This is a genomic window from Nocardia sp. NPDC101769 (assembly GCF_044766925.1).
Taxonomy (GTDB): Bacteria; Actinomycetota; Actinomycetes; order Mycobacteriales; family Mycobacteriaceae; genus Nocardia.
In genome coordinates this window covers 13,378-29,916 of the sequence record NZ_JBIWMX010000037.1, presented here as the reverse complement: position 1 = coordinate 29,916, position 16,539 = coordinate 13,378, and the positions used below count along the sequence as shown (strand labels likewise).

General features: G+C 65.0%; 18 protein-coding genes. 6 read left to right on the top strand and 12 right to left on the bottom strand.

The features are described 5' to 3' along the window. Positions 1-234: 234 nt before the first annotated feature. A complete protein-coding gene (locus ACIRRA_RS38460; RefSeq protein WP_402778904.1) occupies positions 235-711 on the bottom strand; it encodes a hypothetical protein in 477 nt (158 codons plus the stop codon). Next, complete coding sequence (locus ACIRRA_RS38455; RefSeq protein ID WP_402778901.1) at positions 704-901, bottom strand: hypothetical protein; 198 nt, start codon at positions 899-901, stop codon at positions 704-706. The genes ACIRRA_RS38460 and ACIRRA_RS38455 overlap by 8 nt, the downstream gene beginning before the upstream one ends. 454 nt (positions 902-1,355) lie before the next feature. Here ACIRRA_RS38455 and ACIRRA_RS38450 point away from each other — a divergent pair, with 454 nt between their 5' ends. Next, positions 1,356-1,649: a hypothetical protein gene (locus tag ACIRRA_RS38450; protein ID WP_402778898.1), complete on the top strand. Its 294-nt coding sequence runs from the start codon at positions 1,356-1,358 to the stop codon at positions 1,647-1,649. Between the two features lie 263 nt (positions 1,650-1,912). On the opposite strand, the gene ACIRRA_RS38445 is transcribed toward ACIRRA_RS38450, so the two are convergent. The 3 genes from ACIRRA_RS38445 to ACIRRA_RS38435 all read right to left on the bottom strand — a co-directional run bounded on the left by ACIRRA_RS38445 (position 1,913) and on the right by ACIRRA_RS38435 (position 4,410). Further along, a complete protein-coding gene (locus ACIRRA_RS38445; RefSeq protein ID WP_402778895.1) occupies positions 1,913-2,542 on the bottom strand; it encodes a LysE family translocator in 630 nt (209 codons plus the stop codon). An 84-nt stretch (positions 2,543-2,626) separates the two neighbouring features. Next, positions 2,627-3,994: a DoxX family protein gene (locus tag ACIRRA_RS38440; protein ID WP_402778892.1), complete on the bottom strand. Its 1,368-nt coding sequence runs from the start codon at positions 3,992-3,994 to the stop codon at positions 2,627-2,629. Continuing rightward, positions 3,991-4,410, bottom strand: a complete 420-nt coding sequence (locus ACIRRA_RS38435; protein ID WP_402778889.1) for a D-alanyl-D-alanine carboxypeptidase family protein — start codon at positions 4,408-4,410, stop codon at positions 3,991-3,993. The genes ACIRRA_RS38440 and ACIRRA_RS38435 overlap by 4 nt, the downstream gene beginning before the upstream one ends. Before the next feature lie 268 nt (positions 4,411-4,678). On the opposite strand from ACIRRA_RS38435, the gene ACIRRA_RS38430 reads away from it, so the two are divergent. Next, on the top strand, positions 4,679-5,362 hold the full coding sequence (locus ACIRRA_RS38430) for a response regulator transcription factor (RefSeq protein ID WP_402778886.1): 684 nt from the start codon (positions 4,679-4,681) through the stop codon (positions 5,360-5,362). Beyond that, positions 5,355-6,461 (top strand): sensor histidine kinase, encoded by a 1,107-nt coding sequence (locus ACIRRA_RS38425; RefSeq protein WP_402778883.1) that lies wholly within the window; start codon positions 5,355-5,357, stop codon positions 6,459-6,461. The genes ACIRRA_RS38430 and ACIRRA_RS38425 overlap by 8 nt, the downstream gene beginning before the upstream one ends. Before the next feature lie 219 nt (positions 6,462-6,680). On the opposite strand, the gene ACIRRA_RS38420 is transcribed toward ACIRRA_RS38425, so the two are convergent. Beyond that, a complete protein-coding gene (locus ACIRRA_RS38420) occupies positions 6,681-7,961 on the bottom strand; it encodes an ATP-binding protein (RefSeq protein ID WP_402778880.1) in 1,281 nt (426 codons plus the stop codon). 403 nt (positions 7,962-8,364) lie between these two features. Continuing rightward, positions 8,365-9,243: a helix-turn-helix transcriptional regulator gene (locus tag ACIRRA_RS38415; protein ID WP_402778877.1), complete on the bottom strand. Its 879-nt coding sequence runs from the start codon at positions 9,241-9,243 to the stop codon at positions 8,365-8,367. 138 nt (positions 9,244-9,381) lie between these two features. Here ACIRRA_RS38415 and ACIRRA_RS38410 point away from each other — a divergent pair, with 138 nt between their 5' ends. Next, positions 9,382-10,161: an NAD(P)H-dependent oxidoreductase gene (locus ACIRRA_RS38410; protein ID WP_402778874.1), complete on the top strand. Its 780-nt coding sequence runs from the start codon at positions 9,382-9,384 to the stop codon at positions 10,159-10,161. Between the two features lie 44 nt (positions 10,162-10,205). On the opposite strand, the gene ACIRRA_RS38405 is transcribed toward ACIRRA_RS38410, so the two are convergent. Continuing rightward, positions 10,206-10,346: a hypothetical protein gene (locus ACIRRA_RS38405; RefSeq protein ID WP_402778871.1), complete on the bottom strand. Its 141-nt coding sequence runs from the start codon at positions 10,344-10,346 to the stop codon at positions 10,206-10,208. A 109-nt stretch (positions 10,347-10,455) separates the two neighbouring features. Here ACIRRA_RS38405 and ACIRRA_RS38400 point away from each other — a divergent pair, with 109 nt between their 5' ends. Then, positions 10,456-10,905: a hypothetical protein gene (locus ACIRRA_RS38400; protein ID WP_402778868.1), complete on the top strand. Its 450-nt coding sequence runs from the start codon at positions 10,456-10,458 to the stop codon at positions 10,903-10,905. Between the two features lie 305 nt (positions 10,906-11,210). Here ACIRRA_RS38400 and ACIRRA_RS38395 read toward each other — a convergent pair whose 3' ends face one another. The 3 genes from ACIRRA_RS38395 to ACIRRA_RS38385 all read right to left on the bottom strand — a co-directional run bounded on the left by ACIRRA_RS38395 (position 11,211) and on the right by ACIRRA_RS38385 (position 13,357). Continuing rightward, a complete protein-coding gene (locus ACIRRA_RS38395) occupies positions 11,211-11,519 on the bottom strand; it encodes a hypothetical protein (protein WP_402778865.1) in 309 nt (102 codons plus the stop codon). 371 nt (positions 11,520-11,890) lie between these two features. Further along, positions 11,891-12,778: an aminoglycoside phosphotransferase family protein gene (locus ACIRRA_RS38390; RefSeq protein ID WP_402778862.1), complete on the bottom strand. Its 888-nt coding sequence runs from the start codon at positions 12,776-12,778 to the stop codon at positions 11,891-11,893. Between the two features lie 135 nt (positions 12,779-12,913). After that, positions 12,914-13,357, bottom strand: coding sequence for a MarR family winged helix-turn-helix transcriptional regulator (locus tag ACIRRA_RS38385; protein ID WP_402778859.1), 444 nt, complete (start codon positions 13,355-13,357; stop codon positions 12,914-12,916). Positions 13,358-13,472: 115 nt separating this feature from the next. Between ACIRRA_RS38385 and ACIRRA_RS38380 the strand changes: the two genes are divergently transcribed. Then, a complete protein-coding gene (locus tag ACIRRA_RS38380; protein WP_402778856.1) occupies positions 13,473-14,600 on the top strand; it encodes an NADH:flavin oxidoreductase in 1,128 nt (375 codons plus the stop codon). A 242-nt stretch (positions 14,601-14,842) separates the two neighbouring features. On the opposite strand, the gene mptB is transcribed toward ACIRRA_RS38380, so the two are convergent. Further along, on the bottom strand, positions 14,843-16,504 hold the full coding sequence (gene mptB, locus ACIRRA_RS38375; RefSeq protein WP_402779037.1) for a polyprenol phosphomannose-dependent alpha 1,6 mannosyltransferase MptB: 1,662 nt from the start codon (positions 16,502-16,504) through the stop codon (positions 14,843-14,845). Positions 16,505-16,539: the final 35 nt, after the last annotated feature.

The following is a 16,539-nucleotide window of genomic DNA, read 5'->3' as shown; positions in this document are numbered from 1 at the left end:
CCCTGATCCCAGGGTGCACCAGCTCCAGCTATAGAGTCCAATACTTGCTTTCCATAGAAGCGATAGACAGAAGCAATGGTTATTGGTGTTCGCCGGCGACCTTGTGGACGATTTCGGCAAACGCGTGGGCGGCCGTCGAATGGTTGGCGGTGTTGCGCCGCAACAACGCGACGACTCGTCTGGGCAGCGGTGGGCTCAGCCGCACCGGATGCAGATCGGCGCCTTTTCGCAGATCTACCGTCGAGAACTCCCCTTCTCGCCGGTAACCGGGATCGGCCACTCCACCCCGAGACGCCGATGGCCGTATCGGGCGCGGGCCGCGTCGGCGGTCAGACCCAGTGCCGCACCGATCTGGGCCCAGGTCGCTCCGGAGCGGCGATCCGCGATGACCGCGCAGGCGACCAGATCCTCGACCAGGCCGGGGAAGCGCGCCACCGCCGTACTGTGCACCCCGCCGGTGGCGAGGCGGCCGTGCTCGGTGAGATCGACGATCAGCTCCTTGACCACCTCGACCTGCACGGTCAGGTCTTCGGCGATGAACGCCATGGCCACCTGTGGATTGATCGCCGACCGCACCGAGCGGGCCTCCCGCCGGCGAGCCCGGTAGGCAGCTTGGCGGTGCGCGGGCCGACAGTAGCGGCGTACCCCGGCCCGATCGCTCGGCAGCCGGGCACCGCACCACCGGCAGGTCATGGGCATACCGTCACCCATAACCGGACGATACGCCCGGCAGGTCCTCGTTGCCGCTGCCGCGGATCGCGCAGTACAGCTTGCCGTCGAACACTGCCAGCGCCGGGGCTTTCGACGTGGTGCCGGAGCGGAACTTGGTGAACGAGGTCCACTTCGTTCCGACGAAGGTGTTCCAGTACAGTTCGCGGCCGTCGTCGGCGCCGCGGACCATGCTGTACGCGCTGCGGTGGGGTCACGCCGAGCCGCCGGCCCCTGTAGCACTGCACGGAGAGACGTCCAGGACGGCATCGCGTTCTGAGCGTGTTACGCCCTCGCGTTGAGCGACACCTCGCTCGGGAACGCCGGATCGCCGTCATGCCAGCGGGTCCCCGAGCGTGTCGTTCAGCTCGAGGTCGCGCCATGCCGAGATCGGAGGTCCGCTACGAGATCTCCTCTGCCGCAGGCCGATACGCGGCACCGCAGGAAAAGCAATCGAATTTGATCATTGAATTCGCGAGCGGAATGAAGATCAAATAGCGTTACCTCGGCAAAATGTGCCGTTATCCCATTATTAACTGTGATTCATCACACAATAATAGGAGTGGATTTATAGATTTCTTCTTCATAGCATCTTGATATGCGACGTGATGGCGTCGTTATCTGTCTGTGAAAAGGAAGCTCCATACGTGTTCTCTCGCAAGATCATTGCCGCCGCCACCCTCTCTGCCGCCGCCCTGTTCCTCGGCCCGGTCGCGGTGGCCTCCGCTGCCGGATCCCCCACCACCGGCCTGGGCGCGGGTTCGGCTGGCTCGTCCTCGGGTTCGGCTGGCTCCTCCTCGGGTTCGGCTGGCTCGTCCTCCGGTTCCGCCATGCTCGGCTCCGGCAGCTCGGCACTCGACGACGGCACCCACGCCATGGTCAACATCCTCGATCTGATCACCGGTGTCAACAACCTGAGCCAGCCCAAGCCCGCCTCCTGATTCGGGGTGCGAGACTGGTAAGTGCTCGTATTCAAGTGGTCTGAATTCGTCTGCTGGGTGAGCGCGAAAACCGCTGAGAGCAACGGTCGCCGCAACTTACCGCGAACTCGCATCGCTCGGATGAATTCCCTTCGGCCGCAGTGGATTCTGCTAGGGTTTTGCGTCCGGGACGGCGACGATTGCGGAAGGAAACGCGCGTGGGAGTAGCGCGTTCTCAGTGCCTGTTGATCAGGCTGTGAGCTGAGGATGTCGTGTCCGGAATGTCAGCCTCGGTCGGTCGCGAGCTTCATCCCGAACGCGATGAGGACGGTGCCGGTGAGGGCGTCCAGAGTTCGGCGCACCTGGTTGCGGCCGAGCCAGGTCTTGGCGGATCCGGCCGCGAGGATGTTGGCAGTGAACCAGAGCATGCCTTCGAGGTTGTGCAGGGCGGCCAGTGCGATGCCCATCGGAAGGTGTGGCGCGTCGACAGGGATGAATTGGGGGATCATCGCCATGTAGAAGACGCCGACCTTCGGGTTGAGGAGATTGGTTCCCGCGCCGCGGGCCCATGCTCCGAGAACTGTTCGTGCCGAGTCGTTTTCCCGCGATCCGATCGTCGCCTGTGAACGATGGAGCGCGCCGCGCAGCATGCCGATGCCCATCCAGATCAAGTAGATCGCGCCGACGATGCGCAGTGTCGTGTAGGCCAGGTCCGAGGCCGTCAGCAGGGCCGACGCCCCGACTGCCGCGGCAGCGCCCCAGATCAGGGTGCCTGATCCGATGCCGAGGGCGGTCGCGAAGGCGTGCTGGCGATTTCGGATGACGGCGGCGCGCAGGACGAGCGCGGTGTCCAAGCCCGGGACGATAGTGAGCAGGCCCGCGACGACGGCGAATGACAGCAGGGCGTGAACCACCGATCGAGCCTAAGCCGATCGACTCTGTTCGGTGTGGTTGTCGATCACGCGACGAGTTGATCGTCCTCGGAGTGGACTCGTTGACTAAAGGTTCGGCCGGTTCTGTATCCAATGGAACGGCGTCTTCCGTTGTGGAAAGCTGTTGGGGTCGATTCGGTCGAGTGTGAGTTCCACCTGGTGGCCGTCGAGTTCGCCGGTCAATACCGCTGTGTCGGGTTCGGGCTGTTGAAAAGTGAGTGTGCCCGACGAGCTACGGGGGCCGCTTGGGTCTGGTGAGGAGGGAATCGTCTTCGGTGTAAGCCGGATCCGGTGTGCGGTGGCGTCGATATCTGCGGACACGGTCACCAGGGTGTCGTCCATGCGCTGATAGGTGACGCTGTGCTGATAGTCGAACACCATTGTTTTCCAGCGGTTCTCATCAGTGGTCAGTGGTGGCACCGATTGGCCATCGCGGGTGTATTGCATCACCGACCAGATGCCGTACAGTGCGGGTTTGGGGCGATCGGGGCCGCCCGTGCGCCAGGCGTGCCATCCGCCCTGGCCCAGCGGTACCGCGATCCACAGGGCGAGCGCGACCTGCGCCGCCGCCGCTGTGCGGCGAGATCGTCTGGTGCGGAACGGGTATGGTACGGCGGATGGGCTGGCGGCGCGGTTGAGCAGCAGTATTCGCACCAACCGTCGTGTCTCGGGCGCCAGCAGCAGCAGCGACATCAGCAGCAGATGGGTAGACGAAATCTTTTCTGTCACATCGAAGGCCATGTTCAATACGACGATCTGCAGCGTGTCTATCAGTGCCAGCAGCGCACCCAGCAAGGCTGTGCGGGGAATGAACAGCAAGACCGCTGCCGTGATCTCCGCGGTGCCGAGCAGTATTTCGTACGGTCTCGACATCCCGACCTGTGACCACAACACTGCCATCGGCGTCATGTCACCGTAGTTGGTCAGCAGCGTGGTCAGTGAGGGTTGCGGCATCTGTGTTGGAATCGCTTTCGCGAAGCCGAAGCTCAACAGCTGACCCGCCAGCACCAGCCGTATGCCGAGTAGATACCAGCTGGTGAGCACGCGGTAGTGCGGGCTGTGGCGGTCGAGCACCGACCACACCGTGGTGCCGACCATTGCCGCGATCAGGATACAGAGCATCAACACCCAGAAAATGGCCTGGTCGCCGGCGCCATTGGGATACAGCTGTACCGTTGTCCCGAACAGGTGCTGGCTCACCCAGTTCATGGCGGGCTGCAGTTTGCGGATATGCCAGTACTGCGCGTCGTACCCCGAGCTGCGTCCAAGCCATCCGATGAGCGTGAAGAGGTTCGGCGGAACCAGCAGACAGTACAAGCTGAAGTACAGGAAGCAGAACCGAAACACGATGCGGGTGAGCCATTTCCACCGCATCGGCTGCGTATGAGCCGGTTGTGCGCCATCGGTGGTGATGGTGTCGAGTGTGCCGGTCACCGCCGCATCCTCGGATCGTGTGCGGGGTCGGGATACATCGGGGAGCGGCCATGCTCGATCGCCTCGGGGCGGAGTTCGAAGTGCCAAGGCTCGTTGTAGTAGATCTGGCACAGTCCGTGTTTCGCACCATAGGTGGCCAGCCAGCTGCTGGCGGGGCGGCTGAGGTCGACCGCATGGCCGGACACATGGGCGGAGGTATCTGCGGTGGTGACCCAGCGGGCGGCTTCGGATTCCGAACGGTACGTCCAGACCGCTTGGCAGCGAAGCTGATTCTGGAATGCCGGAGAACGCCATCCGCTGTTGACGTAGAGCCTGATGCCTGCGGTAGCGGCCTCGGCGGCTGCTTCGCGCAAGGCACGCAGCAGCAGGGGGTCGAGATTGCCAATCCCTGGATACCGGTCATCGAAAACTGTCACGCCGCGAGGAAGCGCACCGTCTGCCACGGATGGCCTGCGGCCACGAAGAGCTTCATACGATGAGAACACCCATGGCGCTAGCAATCGGTAGACGCGGGTTCGGGCGGCCGCGACGGTGAAGGCGCCCGGCCTGGTCGACTCGTGAGTCCAGCGTGTTTGTGGTGCAGTTGTGTGGCTCATGGTGCTAGTCAAACCAGCGTCGCGTTGTCGGTCCGTATGTGTTTTTCGATATGCCCGCGATAAGTGCGGACTCGTACCATCGGTCTTCATGCGTGTACTGGTCGTCGAGGACGAGCCCTACATGGCTGAGGCCATCCGCGATGGTTTGCGGCTGGAGGCGATCGCGGCCGATATCGCGGGCGACGGCGACACCGCGCTGGAACTCCTGAGCGTGAACGCCTACGACATCGCCATACTCGATCGGGATATCCCCGGCCCTTCCGGCGACGAGATCGCCAACCGTGTCGTCACCTCCGGCAGCAGCATGCCAATCCTCATGCTCACCGCAGCCGACCGGATCGAAGACAAGGCCAGCGGATTCGAGCTGGGTGCCGACGACTACCTCACCAAGCCGTTCGAACTGCGAGAACTCGTCTTGCGTCTGAGAGCACTCGACCGCAGACGTGGGCACCACAGGCCTCCAGTGCGCGAGATCGCGGGCCTGCGGGTTGATCCGTTTCGCCGGGAGGTTTACCGAGAGGGCCGCTATATCCCGCTCACCCGCAAGCAATTCGCCGTACTGGAAGTTCTTGTCGCCGCCGAAGGCGGTGTTGTCAGCGCCGAAGAGCTACTGGAACAAGCGTGGGACGAGAACGCCGATCCATTCACCAACGCCGTGCGCATCACCGTCTCCGCGCTACGCAAGCGCCTCGGCGAGCCCGTGATCATCGCCACTGTCGCCGGCGTCGGCTACCGCATCGACACCGGGCGTGAGACGTCGGGTCGTGCGTAGGGAGCCAGGCTTGGGCGTCCGGCTCAAACTTGCACTCAGCTACGCAGGATTCCTCATGCTCGCAGGCACCCTGTTGCTCGCTGTGGTGTGGGTGTTCCTGCTTCGAGGAGTCCCTGCCGAGTATTTCGCTCCCGAATTCACCAATATCGTGCGCGTATTCGACCCGACAAATTTCGGCCCGACGGTGTTCGGGACAGCGGCAGTGGTTGTGCTGGCATTCCTGCTTGTGTTCGGACTCCTCGGAGGATGGGTACTCGCCGGTCGCATGCTCGCTCCGCTGAATCGCATCACCGAGGCCATCCGGATTGCCGAGAGCGGATCACTGTCCCACCGGGTCCGGCTGCCGGGCCGCAACGACGAGTTCCGCGAACTTGCCGACAGCTTCGACGCGATGCTCATGCGGCTGGAAGCACATGTTGCCGAACAACAACGGTTCGCAGCCAACGCCTCCCATGAGCTGCGCACACCACTGGCGATCATGCAGACCCTGCTCGACGTCGCCAGCCAAGATCCGAACCGCGACAGTGGCGAGCTCACTGAACGCCTCCGCGTTGTCAACGCCCGCGCAATCGACCTCATCGAGGCGTTGCTCGTGCTCAGCCGGGCCGAGCAGCGGTCCTTCCTCCGGGAAACCGTTGATTTGTCCCTGACAGTCGAAGAAGCCATCGAGACACTGCTGCCTGTCGCCGAGAAGTACAGCATCACGATAGAAAGCTCCGGGAGCATCAGCCCGGTCGTCGGCTCGCCCGCTCTGTTGCTCCAGATGACCACGAATCTGCTGCACAACGCCATCGTCCACAATCTGCCCGAACATGGCACCGTGCAGGTCAGCACTGCCATCGGTCCCGAGTGCGTCGTGCTCACCGTGGAGAACAGCGGCGGCCGACTCGTTCCGCATCTGGTCTCGACACTGACCGAACCCTTCCAACGCGGAACCGACCGCGTCCACGCTGATCATGTTGGCGCGGGACTCGGTTTGGCCATCGTCAACAGCATCGTGCGAGCACACGCGGGAACCCTCACGCTCACCGCCCGGCCAGCAGGCGGGCTCCGCGTAGCAGTGCAACTGCCCAACCAGTCATCCAGCACGACCCGCTGACTGCGGCCTACGGCCTGAGATTGCCTGCGTCGCTGGGTAATTCAGCGCGCAGCAGTCGAGCGGCTGATGTCGTGCGAATCAGCCCGGCCGGTCACCGTCGTTTTCCGATCAGGTTGCTTGACCGCGCCGGTTGTGATGGGGGTGTGCGCGTCGGGTGACAACTCTATGTAGGCAGTGATGATCGAGGGCACGACGTTGAGTTGAACCGGTCCCTCCCGGTCAGAGGCGGCTGTAGGTCTCGATGTCCTCGGTGAACTCCTCGATGGCCTGCGTGGTGAGCGTCGGTCGCGTGTTGGCGATGGCGTTCAGGTAGTCGTCGGTGATGGCAGGTTTGCCCAGTCGCCGGCTGACCTCGCGTTCGAAGGCCGCTTGCGAGCCCTTGCGTGCAGCGAACTCGATGTCGGCAGGGGTGAAGAGCTCACTCGCCGCGACCAGCGCGGCCACATCCACCGATTCGGCGGCGGAGCCGAGATAGCGGGACCAGATTGCCGCGCGCGCGGCCGAGTTCGGCGGGCCGATCGGGATGATGTAGTCGAAGCGGCCAGGTCGCATGAAAGCCGGGTCGAGGGAGCGGACCGAGTTGGTGGCGCAGGCCAACAGCCTGTCATCGTGCTCACGGAAGCCGGGGATCAGCTTGAGCAGCTCATTGGTGACCCCGTGCCCGGGATCGACTGCTTGCCCGGAACGCACGCCAGCGATCTCCTCGACCTCGTCGATGAACAGCAGCACCGCCTCCAGTTCGGCGAGGTCCGCGAACGCCTCCCGCAGGGCCGCGGCCAGCCCTTCGCTGGTCGCTGCGGCGAGCCGGGAGGGAAACAGCTCCACGAAGGGCCATTTCAGTCGGGAAGCCACCGCCTTGGCGAAGCTCGTTTTGCCGGTCCCGGGGGGACCGAACAGGATGAACGCCTTCGGCGGGGCGACGTTGTACCGCTGGGACAAGGCGGGTTCCGCCAGCGGCAGCACGATCCGCTGTTCGACGATCCGCTTCTCCAGCTCCATGCCAGCCATCTGGTTCCACAGTCCCACCGGCAGCATCCGCCCCCCTAGCAGTGCGAGCAGGTCCGCATCGGCCACTCCGGACGGCTCGGGCCGCTCGTAGTAGGTGAGGTCGCCACGAGCGAGGTAACCGGAATTCTCCAGGGCCTTGGTGCCGGTGCTGTGTGAGGGCAGCAGCGCGCTGATGCGACGCACCCCTTGCGCACGCAGTCGTCGCTCGAGCTCGGCGAGCAACGCGCTGCCGATCCCGCGCTCGCGCCACTGTCCTGCCAGGGCCACCAGGAGCACCCAGGCGCGCTCCCCATGGACCTGCGCTACCGCGATACCGACGAGCTCCTCACCGACCACAGCCACGACGCCGCCCTGGCCGTCCCGGGCCGCCGCCATCGCCTCGGAGATGGGAAACACCGGCGTCACATCGTCGATCTGCCGGTTCTGATCCCATATCCGAAGCGCCTGGTCAAGATCGCCCTCTCGGAAGTCACGCAATCGCCACAGAGCCATGACACCACCTCACCCGATCGCGGACCACCATTCTCCCCGCTACGCCAACAGCACCGCCACGCGCGAACAACGAGCCCAGCTCATGTGGCTCCTGGCCCTGCTCGTCACCACCGCGAGCTTGCAGGACTCTCGGCACACTTGCACACCCAGCCGTAGCGGGCATCTCGGCGACGGCGGGGGCCGAGGTGACCGCGGCCAGCGCATTGTCCAGGCCGGCCCGGTTCTTGCGCGTGGTGCCGGAAAATCCCCGGTCGATGAAGATCCGCTCGGTCGACACCCCGAGCGCGCGGAACACCTGAACGGAACACCTGCGACCAGGGTCGAAGCTGTCGCACCCAAGTGTTCCGTTGGTCGTTCGGCTTTCGGAACACCTGACGGGCCCTCGCCGCGTACCGGGAAGCCGTCAGTGTTGAGGCGTTCCCCGCGGCGCCGTTGAGATGCGGACCTGAGTGTTCATTGTGGGATGCGCGTCACCGTTGTCCGCGCCCAGGCCCGCGAGCAGGCGCAGCCCGTCCTCGGCGGGGCCGCCGGGGGGTGCGGACAACACCACCAGCTCCATGCCCGATTCGTCCGGTAGTGCGAAGTTCTCCTGGTGCAGTTCCAGCAGTCCGACCAGCGGGTGCCGGTACGCCTTGCGTCCATGCGTGCGGGCGCGCACCTCCGCGCGGGCCCAGAGGCGGCGGAAGCGCTCGCTGCCCATCGCCAGCTCGCCGATGAGCGAGGCCAGGCGGGGGTCCTCGGGGTATTTGCCGGCAGCAAGGCGCAGGTGCCCGACCACGTCGAGAGTGCATTGATCCCAGTCCGCGTAAAGGCCGCGCTCGGCCTCCTCGAGGAAGATGTGCCGGGCGGTGTTCAGGCCCGGCATCGACCGGCCGAAGAGGAGCCCTGCGAGGCCGTTCCCGGCGAGCACATCCAGGCGGTGGTCCATGATCAGCGCGGGTGCGCCGGCGACCAGGTCGAGGACGCGCAGCAGCTCCGGCCGGACCCGTCCGCCCGGCGCCTTCGCGCGGTGGCGGCGCTGCCGGGCGAGCCGATAGAGGTGCCCGCGTTCGGTCTCGTCGAGGCCGAGGACACGGGCGAGCGCGTCCAGGACCTGCTCGGAGGGCTGGGTCGCGCGGCCCTGCTCCAGGCGTACGTAGTAGTCGACGCTTACCCCGGACAGGTGCGCGATCTCTTCGCGGCGCAGCCCTTCGACCCGGCGGTACCTATCGGTGGGGATGCCGACGGCCGCCGGGTCGACCCGGGAACGCCGGGTCCGCAGGAAGCCCGCCAGATCGTCCATGCCCCCAGTATGGCCTTGGTGATACACGTGAAGGTGGTCCTGCCGTTACCAGGAAGTCCCGTCCGATGGAAGAGGCGTCTCTGAACGCCGGGCGCTGCGGCGCCCAGGATCGAAGGCACCCGATCCGAAGGAGTTCCCATGAAGACGCTGATCGTCTACGCCCACCCGGAGCCGAAGTCGCTCAACAGCTCGCTGAAGGACCTCGCGGTGTCCACATTGGAGGCCGCCGGGCACGAGGTACGGGTGAGCGATCTGTACGCGATGAACTGGAAGGCGGTCGTGGACGCCGCGGACTACGGCCCCGACGCTTCGAGTCCGCTGAAGGTCGCCCTGGACTCGGGCCGGGCCTTCGACGCCGGGACGCTCACCCCGGACGTCCTCGCCGAGCAGCAGAAGCTGCTGTGGGCCGACACGATCATCTTCCAGTTCCCGCTGTGGTGGTACGCGATGCCCGCGATCCTCAAAGGCTGGGTGGACCGGGTGTTCACCTTCCATTTCGCGTACGGTGTCGGCGAGCACAGCGACACCAAGTACGGTGAGCGTTTCGGCGAAGGCACCCTCGTGGGCAGGAAGGCTCTGCTGTCGGTGACCGCCGGCGGGCCGGAGTCGCATTACGCCGCTCGCGGGATCAACGGCCCCATCGACGATCTGCTGTTCCCGATCCACCACGGCATCCTCTACTACCCTGGCATCGAGGTGCTGCCGCCGTTCGTGCTGTACGGCACCGACCGGATGACCGGCGACGACTACCCGGACGTCGCCGAGGCATGGGAGCAGCGCCTGCTCACCCTGGAGTCGACCGAGCCGATCGCGTTCCGGCGGCAGAACTTCGGTGACTACGAGATACCCTCGCTGCACCTGAAGGAAGGACTGGAGCCCGCGGGCCGCACGGGTTTCGGGCTGCACGTGCGCGGCTAACCGCAGGAAGCTGGTTCACAGACCGCCGAAGGCGAGCCGGGTGTTCATGTCGAGTTCGACTCGCCGTACGGGAGCATATGCGACCAGAACAGCGGAGTCAGGCCGCGCTCGTTCTCGGCGGTGAGCACGCCCTCCCACTCCGGGTCGGCCAGGATGTCCTGGATCATCAGCAGATCCGCAGGCACACGCCATCTTCGAAGTCCAGGCTGAAGGCAACGACTACCCGTGGCACCCGCCGGACGTGTTCTTCGTAAATGTCGCCTTCGCCGGGTACGACGGGGAAGGATCAACTGGATGAGCTGGGATTGCGAGTTTGAGATCCAGGTGCGCGAGGACTTGCGCTACGAGAGCTGGCTGGTCGAATTCGACGCGACCGACCTGGTCGATTATCCAGAGTCGCCGGACATCGGCTATGTCTACGTCCTCGGCCTGACCGACGGGTGGATCAAGGTCGGCAAGACATGGCAGCGGTCGTCCAGGCGGTTACGCGAGCTCCCCAACCAGACGAAGGACCGGCACGGCCCGGACATTCAGCAGGTCTGGAAAACACCGCCCCTGCCACCCGTCTTCCATAACGTCGAGCGTCGAGTCCTGCGATACGCGAGCAGCCTCTCGGACGGCCAATACGCCACCTATAAAGGCGGGGGGCGCCTCCGACGCGAGACGGAGATGTTCCACGGCGTCGATTTCTGGACGGTCCGCGCCTACGCGGACTTGATCGGACGTTGTGAAGTGCAGTGGTAAACAGGGATTCGACCCTTGAGGATCAGCAGCACGAGCGCAACACTGTGCGGGTTCCGACGAACTACGTCGGCGATGTCCGCTGCCATTCTCGTTGTGCGGCAAGCACGCATGCCGAAGGATGATCGATTATGAACCGCTGGATCCAACTCGCCGGGCTGTCCCTTGGGAGCACGCCTTGATGGCGCTCATTGATACGGCCAGAGTCGCTCGCCGAAATTCCCCAGGCGGCTTGGGGTTTGGAGGCTAGCAGGTTGAGCGGGACGATCGGATGTTGCTGACACACTCGACGCATCGATGCAGCTCGGTCAGGGCCGGTTGGCAGCAGTTGTGCTGGTGGACTTGGCGATCTGGAGTCCGATGATCGCGACGAGGAAGACCGCGGCCGCGACAATGGTCAGCGCCTGGTCGATGGGCAGAGAGTTCGCGATCGACTGCTTCTCCTGTTCGTAAGTCCATTCTCCACCGCCGCCACCAATGCGACGGCAGATCTCACCTGGACTCATCGCATGATGATTGCACTCCGGGACTGCACTGCTGTGCCTCATCCACAGATACGCCCCGAATATGGACAGTAGCGCGCTGATCCACGCCACAACTTTCGCGAACTTCCTCACGTGAGGCCACTATTCATCAGCCTGGACACCCCGGCAACTCAAGGGAAGAACTGACCACTCCGGACTGAGATCATCGTTGCGGCCCCTGCATTCTGCCGGACTTCCCCTGGAGCCCACATACCCCGAGGAGAACACAGATCCTCGCCGCTGGCGTGCAGCAACCCACCTGCGTGCCCGCGATGGTCGAATCTGAGTGATGCGCGCAGTTTCTGACATCTTTCCGATCGATCCCCGAATGGCGGGCGATCGCCGAGAGCGACCACCCCGGACGCCCGAAGGGGCCGCGTTGGCCGGTTCGGTCAGCGCGGTATGCGGCAATAGCGGATGGTTCGGCTGCAAGGCAGCGTCCTGCGAATGCGCAGCCGTCCCGGTCAATTCGCTGCCAGGACACGCTCCAAGGTTGCGTAACCTGCTGGTTCCCAAGTCGATTTGCCTCCCGGGAGCCCCCGTCTCCCGTTCTGTCCGATCTGAATCAAGCCCAGCGCGCGCAGGACTGCCCAGCCGCGGGCCCGGGTGATGGTTGGTTCGTCGGCCTGCCCGTATGCGTCGAAGAACTGGCTTGCTGCCCCGGCAGGCAACAGGATCCAGGCGGCTGAAAGATCAGTCGCGGGATCTCCTGCGCACATATCGCCGAAGTCGATCACACCGGCGAGCATGCCGTCCCGGACAACCACATTCGCCGGATGCAAGTCGCCGTGCAGCCACACGGGCGCTCCCTGCCAGGCGGGCGCTGCGACGGCCTTCTCCCAGACTTCCCGCGCGCCATCGGCGCTCGCGTGGTCGGCGATGACGTCAAACCCGCTCCCGACCCCGGCGTGCAATAACGCCAGAGGGATGCCCCGCGCTGGGTTGGCCGGTGCGCCGGTGGGCGCTTGGTGGTGCAACGCTCCAAGGAACTTCGCGAGGGCTTGGGCCGCATCGACGCGCACAACCGGCGCACGATCGGCCGGCTCGCCCTCGACCCAACGTGTGATCGTCCAGGTGTGCTCGAACATGCTCGACGGTTCGCCGATACGCACCGGAGTCGGAGTCGGTAGCGGCAATCGGTTCGCCAACAATGGAAGCCACCTCTGCTCAGTGCGCAGCAGGGCAGGCGCACGCGCGGTGCGCGGCAAGCGCACCGCCAGCTCCTCTCCGAGCCGCCACACCTGGTTATCCCAGCCTCCGTTGATATCTCGGAGCTCGAGATCTGCCAAATCCGGGTGCTGATCTCGTAGCAGCGCGCGCACCAGGCTCTGCTCGAACCTGATCTCATCCATCAACAAACCCCCGATCGCTGCATGCGCAGGCACGCTAGCACCGGCGAGCCCCCTCCGACATCCGGAGCGGTCGAGTCCAAACACTCCCCGCAGATACGCCGAATAAAGCTCGGCTCCAATCACATTCGGTACGGGTCACTCGGGGCGGGCGGCCGGCCGGGTGATGAACACCCGTTCCAACAAGGCGCACAGGTGGTTCTGCTCTTCGTCGCTGAGTCTGTTCAGCCCATCCCGGGTGGCATGCATCTTCGCGCGGATCGCGTCGGTGATCAGCTCACCCTCGGTCGTGATGACGAGGTTCGTGACGCGTCGGTCGGATGCGCTGGCCTCGCGGCGCACGAGCCCGCGCTTCTCGAGTCGGTCGATGATCCCGGTGACGTTGGAGGCGTCGCAGGCCATGATTTCGGCCAGGGCGCGCATCGCGACGGGCCCGCGACGCAGCACGGTCAGGGTCTTGCCTTGGATCGCCGTGAGGTTCTCGCTCGCCGCCGCGAGTGTGAAGTCCCCGTAGTAGGCGCCGAGCGACAGCGAGAGCAGCTCCATGAGCTGGGCGGTGTCGACGCGGGGAGCTGCTGCCATGGGACCAGCCTATCCGCGGATACTTGACTTCCTCAAATATTTACCATTAGCGTCTGGCCGCATTGCTTGAAGTTCTCAACCATCGACATTGGCAAGTAACCACGAGGAGCATCCAGTGACCGTCACCGCCTCCGACGCCTCCCGAACGGCCCACCTGCTGTCCCGGCCCGTCGCACTGAACGGACTGACCGTTCCGAACCGCATCGTGATGGCGCCGATGACGCGCATGTTCTCCCCCGGCGGCGTTCCCGGCGAGGACGTGCGGTCCTACTACGCACGCCGCGCCGCCGCGGGCGTGGGCTTGATCGTCACCGAGGGCACCTACGTCGGCCACGATTCGGCCGGACAGAGCGATCGCGTACCGCGCTTCCACGGCGAGGACCAGTTGGCGGGATGGGCCAAGGTCGTCGAGGACGTGCACGCAGCGGGCGGCACGATCGTGCCGCAGCTGTGGCACATCGGTATGGTCCGCACCCATGGCGAGCCGCCATTCGCCGAGGCGCCCGCGGTCGGCCCCTCCGGCATTCGCGTCGACGGCACCGAAGGCACGGGCAAGGCGATGACCCAGCGCGACCTCGACGACGTGATCGGTGCCTTCGCGGAGGCCGCCGCGGCCGCCGAGCGCATCGGTTTCGACGGCGTCGAACTGCACGGCGCCCACGGCTATCTCCTCGACCAGTTCCTGTGGGAGCGAACCAACCGCCGCACCGACGCCTATGGTGGCGACGCCGTGGCCCGCACACAGTTCGCAGCCGAGATCGTCGCGGCGGTCCGCGCGGTCGTCTCCCCCGACTTCCCGGTGATCTTCCGCTACTCACAGTGGAAGCAAGAGGCCTACAACGCGCGCCTCGCCGAGACCCCGCAGCAGCTCGAAGCAATCCTCGCCCCGCTCGCCGCGGCCGGTGTCGACGCCTTCCACGCCTCCACCCGCCGCTACTGGCTCCCGGAATTCGACGACTCGGACCTGAATCTGGCTGGCTGGACCAAAAAGCTCACCGGCAAAACAACGATCACCGTCGGTTCGGTCGGCCTCGACGGCGACTTCCTGCGCGCCTTCACCGGCGAGGGCGCCGCACTAGGCAGCCTCGACAACCTCCTCGACCGCCTCGAACGCGACGAATTCGACCTGGTAGCAGTCGGCCGCGCGCTCCTCCAGGACCCGGAATGGGCCTCCAAAGTGCTTGCGGGACAGATCGACGAGCTGAAGCCATACGACGCGGCGGCATTGAAAACGCTGAGCTGACGGCCTGCGGGCTCGACCGCCGCACCAGCCAGCGGTCGAGTCCGAGTCGCAGCCGTTTCATCAGATGATCTGCGTACGTTGATCTTCCGATGCCTGCCTGGCCGGTTCGGTCAGGCGGGGCATGCGGCAAGAGCAGAGGAACCGATCGGCTTCGGTGACCAACGCGATTGCCCGGTCCCAGACCTTGTCACCTTATCCGGACGAGAGTCAACCGGCCGAACCTTACGGCCATGGCGCAAGCCTCAGTCGCGGGCCCGCCGAGGTGGGCAGATCAAGTCGGCAGGAACTGCCTTCGCGATCGTTGAGTGCTCCCTGGGCCTGTATTGCCACGGCAACGCATTTCGAGTCAGCACGATGAACAACACGGACACGAGGACGACGGCACACACGGCCTCGACAATCTGGAAAACCCCGAATTCTGCACCGCGTGGCATCACCACAACACCCACCACTACCGAGAATGACACCGCCGGTACCAGAAACCTCGACGTGGTTGCCCACGCGGCCAACGGCACGATTGCCCAGAGCAGATACCACGGTTGCACCACCGAGGACAGCAGCACGACTGCACCGATCGACAAGCCGAGCGCTCCGATCGCGTGCAGACGTCCGGTCCAGGTGGCCACCAACATGCGCAGGACGAACAGTACTGCTGCCGCCATAGCGAGCGGACGGGTGAGGCTCAGCACGGCGGTGGTGTGATCACCCAATCCCAGCAGCACACCCCCGAATCCGGTGATGATGCCCAGCGCTGTCGGTACCGACATCCAGCTGCGTACCGCGTTGGCCGTACCGAGGGTATAGATCCAACCGAAACCGAGCCCACTGCCCCAGCAGACCACCAAGGTGGTCACCGCGGCGATCGCGCCCAACCCCGTCGCGGCACGAATTACCGGCCCGATCCGTGTGCCCCAGCGGCGAGCCAGCGCCATACCGACGAACCCCAGCGCGACGAACGCCGGAATCTTGACCATGGCCGCGAGTGTGATGAGTGTCGTTCCGAACCCCAACAAGGCCCACGAGTGCCAGTCCAGCGGCAGAGATGACCGTCTCTGATCGCCTGTGTCGCAGGCGAGTGCGCGCAGGCAGCATTCCAGCCCGGCCAGCATGAGTCCGAGCATCAGTGTGTCGTTGTGTACTCCCGCGATCAAATGGAACAGCACCAGCGGATTGGCCGCACCGAGCCACAACGCGCTCACCGGTGCCACCCCGCAACGGCGAGCCAATCGTGGCAGCGCCCATACGATCAGCGCCATCCCGCCGAGTTCGAGCAGCCGGTGCGACCAGACACCGAAAACGATGTTGTCACCAGTGATCTCAGCGATGCCACGGCCTATCCACAGGAACAACGGCCCGTAGGGGGCGGGTGTCTCACGCCAGATGTTGGGCACATTGTTGGTGAGCACATTGCCCAGCCCGAGGCCTGTGGCCGGGCCCACCACGTAGGGGTCCATGCCGCGCCGGGCGATCTCGCTCTGCGCGAGATAGGAATACACGTCGTTGGAGAACATCGGCGGCGCGATCACCAGGGGAATGACCCACAGCAAGAGGGTGCGGTCGAGCTGGGAGCGGCTGATCCGGTGCGCAGGAGCGAAACCGGTGCCGCCAACCGCGAATCTCCCCAGCAATAGCCAGGCCAGTATCACCGCGACCGTTCCGATCATGCACATAGCAAGAACGGAGGTCGGCGTGCGCGCGAACAATCCCATCACCCGAACTCCCGACACCGGGTTCTGATGCACCGGCTGAGCGCCCACGCCCAGCGCGCTGATCGCCATCAACACCGCGCCAGTGGCACCGAGCATCCGGATCCTCGTGAACTGCAGGGCTTCGCGGCGATCGAGACGCGGTGCCTGCGCCTCGTCGCCGGGAAGGGCAGCGATCCTGTATGAAACAGGCGGCATGTCCAGGCCGAGAGTTCGCCGCCCTAGCCCGATGC

Excerpts from the sequence above, each read along its gene's own strand:
- ACIRRA_RS38460 (WP_402778904.1), bottom strand. The coding sequence starts at position 711 with ATGGGTGACGGTATGCCCATGACCTGCCGGTGGTGCGGTGCCCGGCTG.
- ACIRRA_RS38455 (WP_402778901.1), bottom strand. The coding sequence starts at position 901 with ATGGTCCGCGGCGCCGACGACGGCCGCGAACTGTACTGGAACACCTTC.
- ACIRRA_RS38430 (WP_402778886.1), top strand. The coding sequence starts at position 4,679 with ATGCGTGTACTGGTCGTCGAGGACGAGCCCTACATGGCTGAGGCCATC.
- ACIRRA_RS38420 (WP_402778880.1), bottom strand. The coding sequence starts at position 7,961 with ATGGCTCTGTGGCGATTGCGTGACTTCCGAGAGGGCGATCTTGACCAG.
- ACIRRA_RS38415 (WP_402778877.1), bottom strand. The coding sequence starts at position 9,243 with ATGGACGATCTGGCGGGCTTCCTGCGGACCCGGCGTTCCCGGGTCGAC.
- ACIRRA_RS38410 (WP_402778874.1), top strand. The coding sequence starts at position 9,382 with ATGAAGACGCTGATCGTCTACGCCCACCCGGAGCCGAAGTCGCTCAAC.
- ACIRRA_RS38400 (WP_402778868.1), top strand. The coding sequence starts at position 10,456 with ATGAGCTGGGATTGCGAGTTTGAGATCCAGGTGCGCGAGGACTTGCGC.
- ACIRRA_RS38390 (WP_402778862.1), bottom strand. The coding sequence starts at position 12,778 with ATGGATGAGATCAGGTTCGAGCAGAGCCTGGTGCGCGCGCTGCTACGA.
- ACIRRA_RS38385 (WP_402778859.1), bottom strand. The coding sequence starts at position 13,357 with ATGGCAGCAGCTCCCCGCGTCGACACCGCCCAGCTCATGGAGCTGCTC.
- mptB (WP_402779037.1), bottom strand. The coding sequence starts at position 16,504 with ATGCCGCCTGTTTCATACAGGATCGCTGCCCTTCCCGGCGACGAGGCG.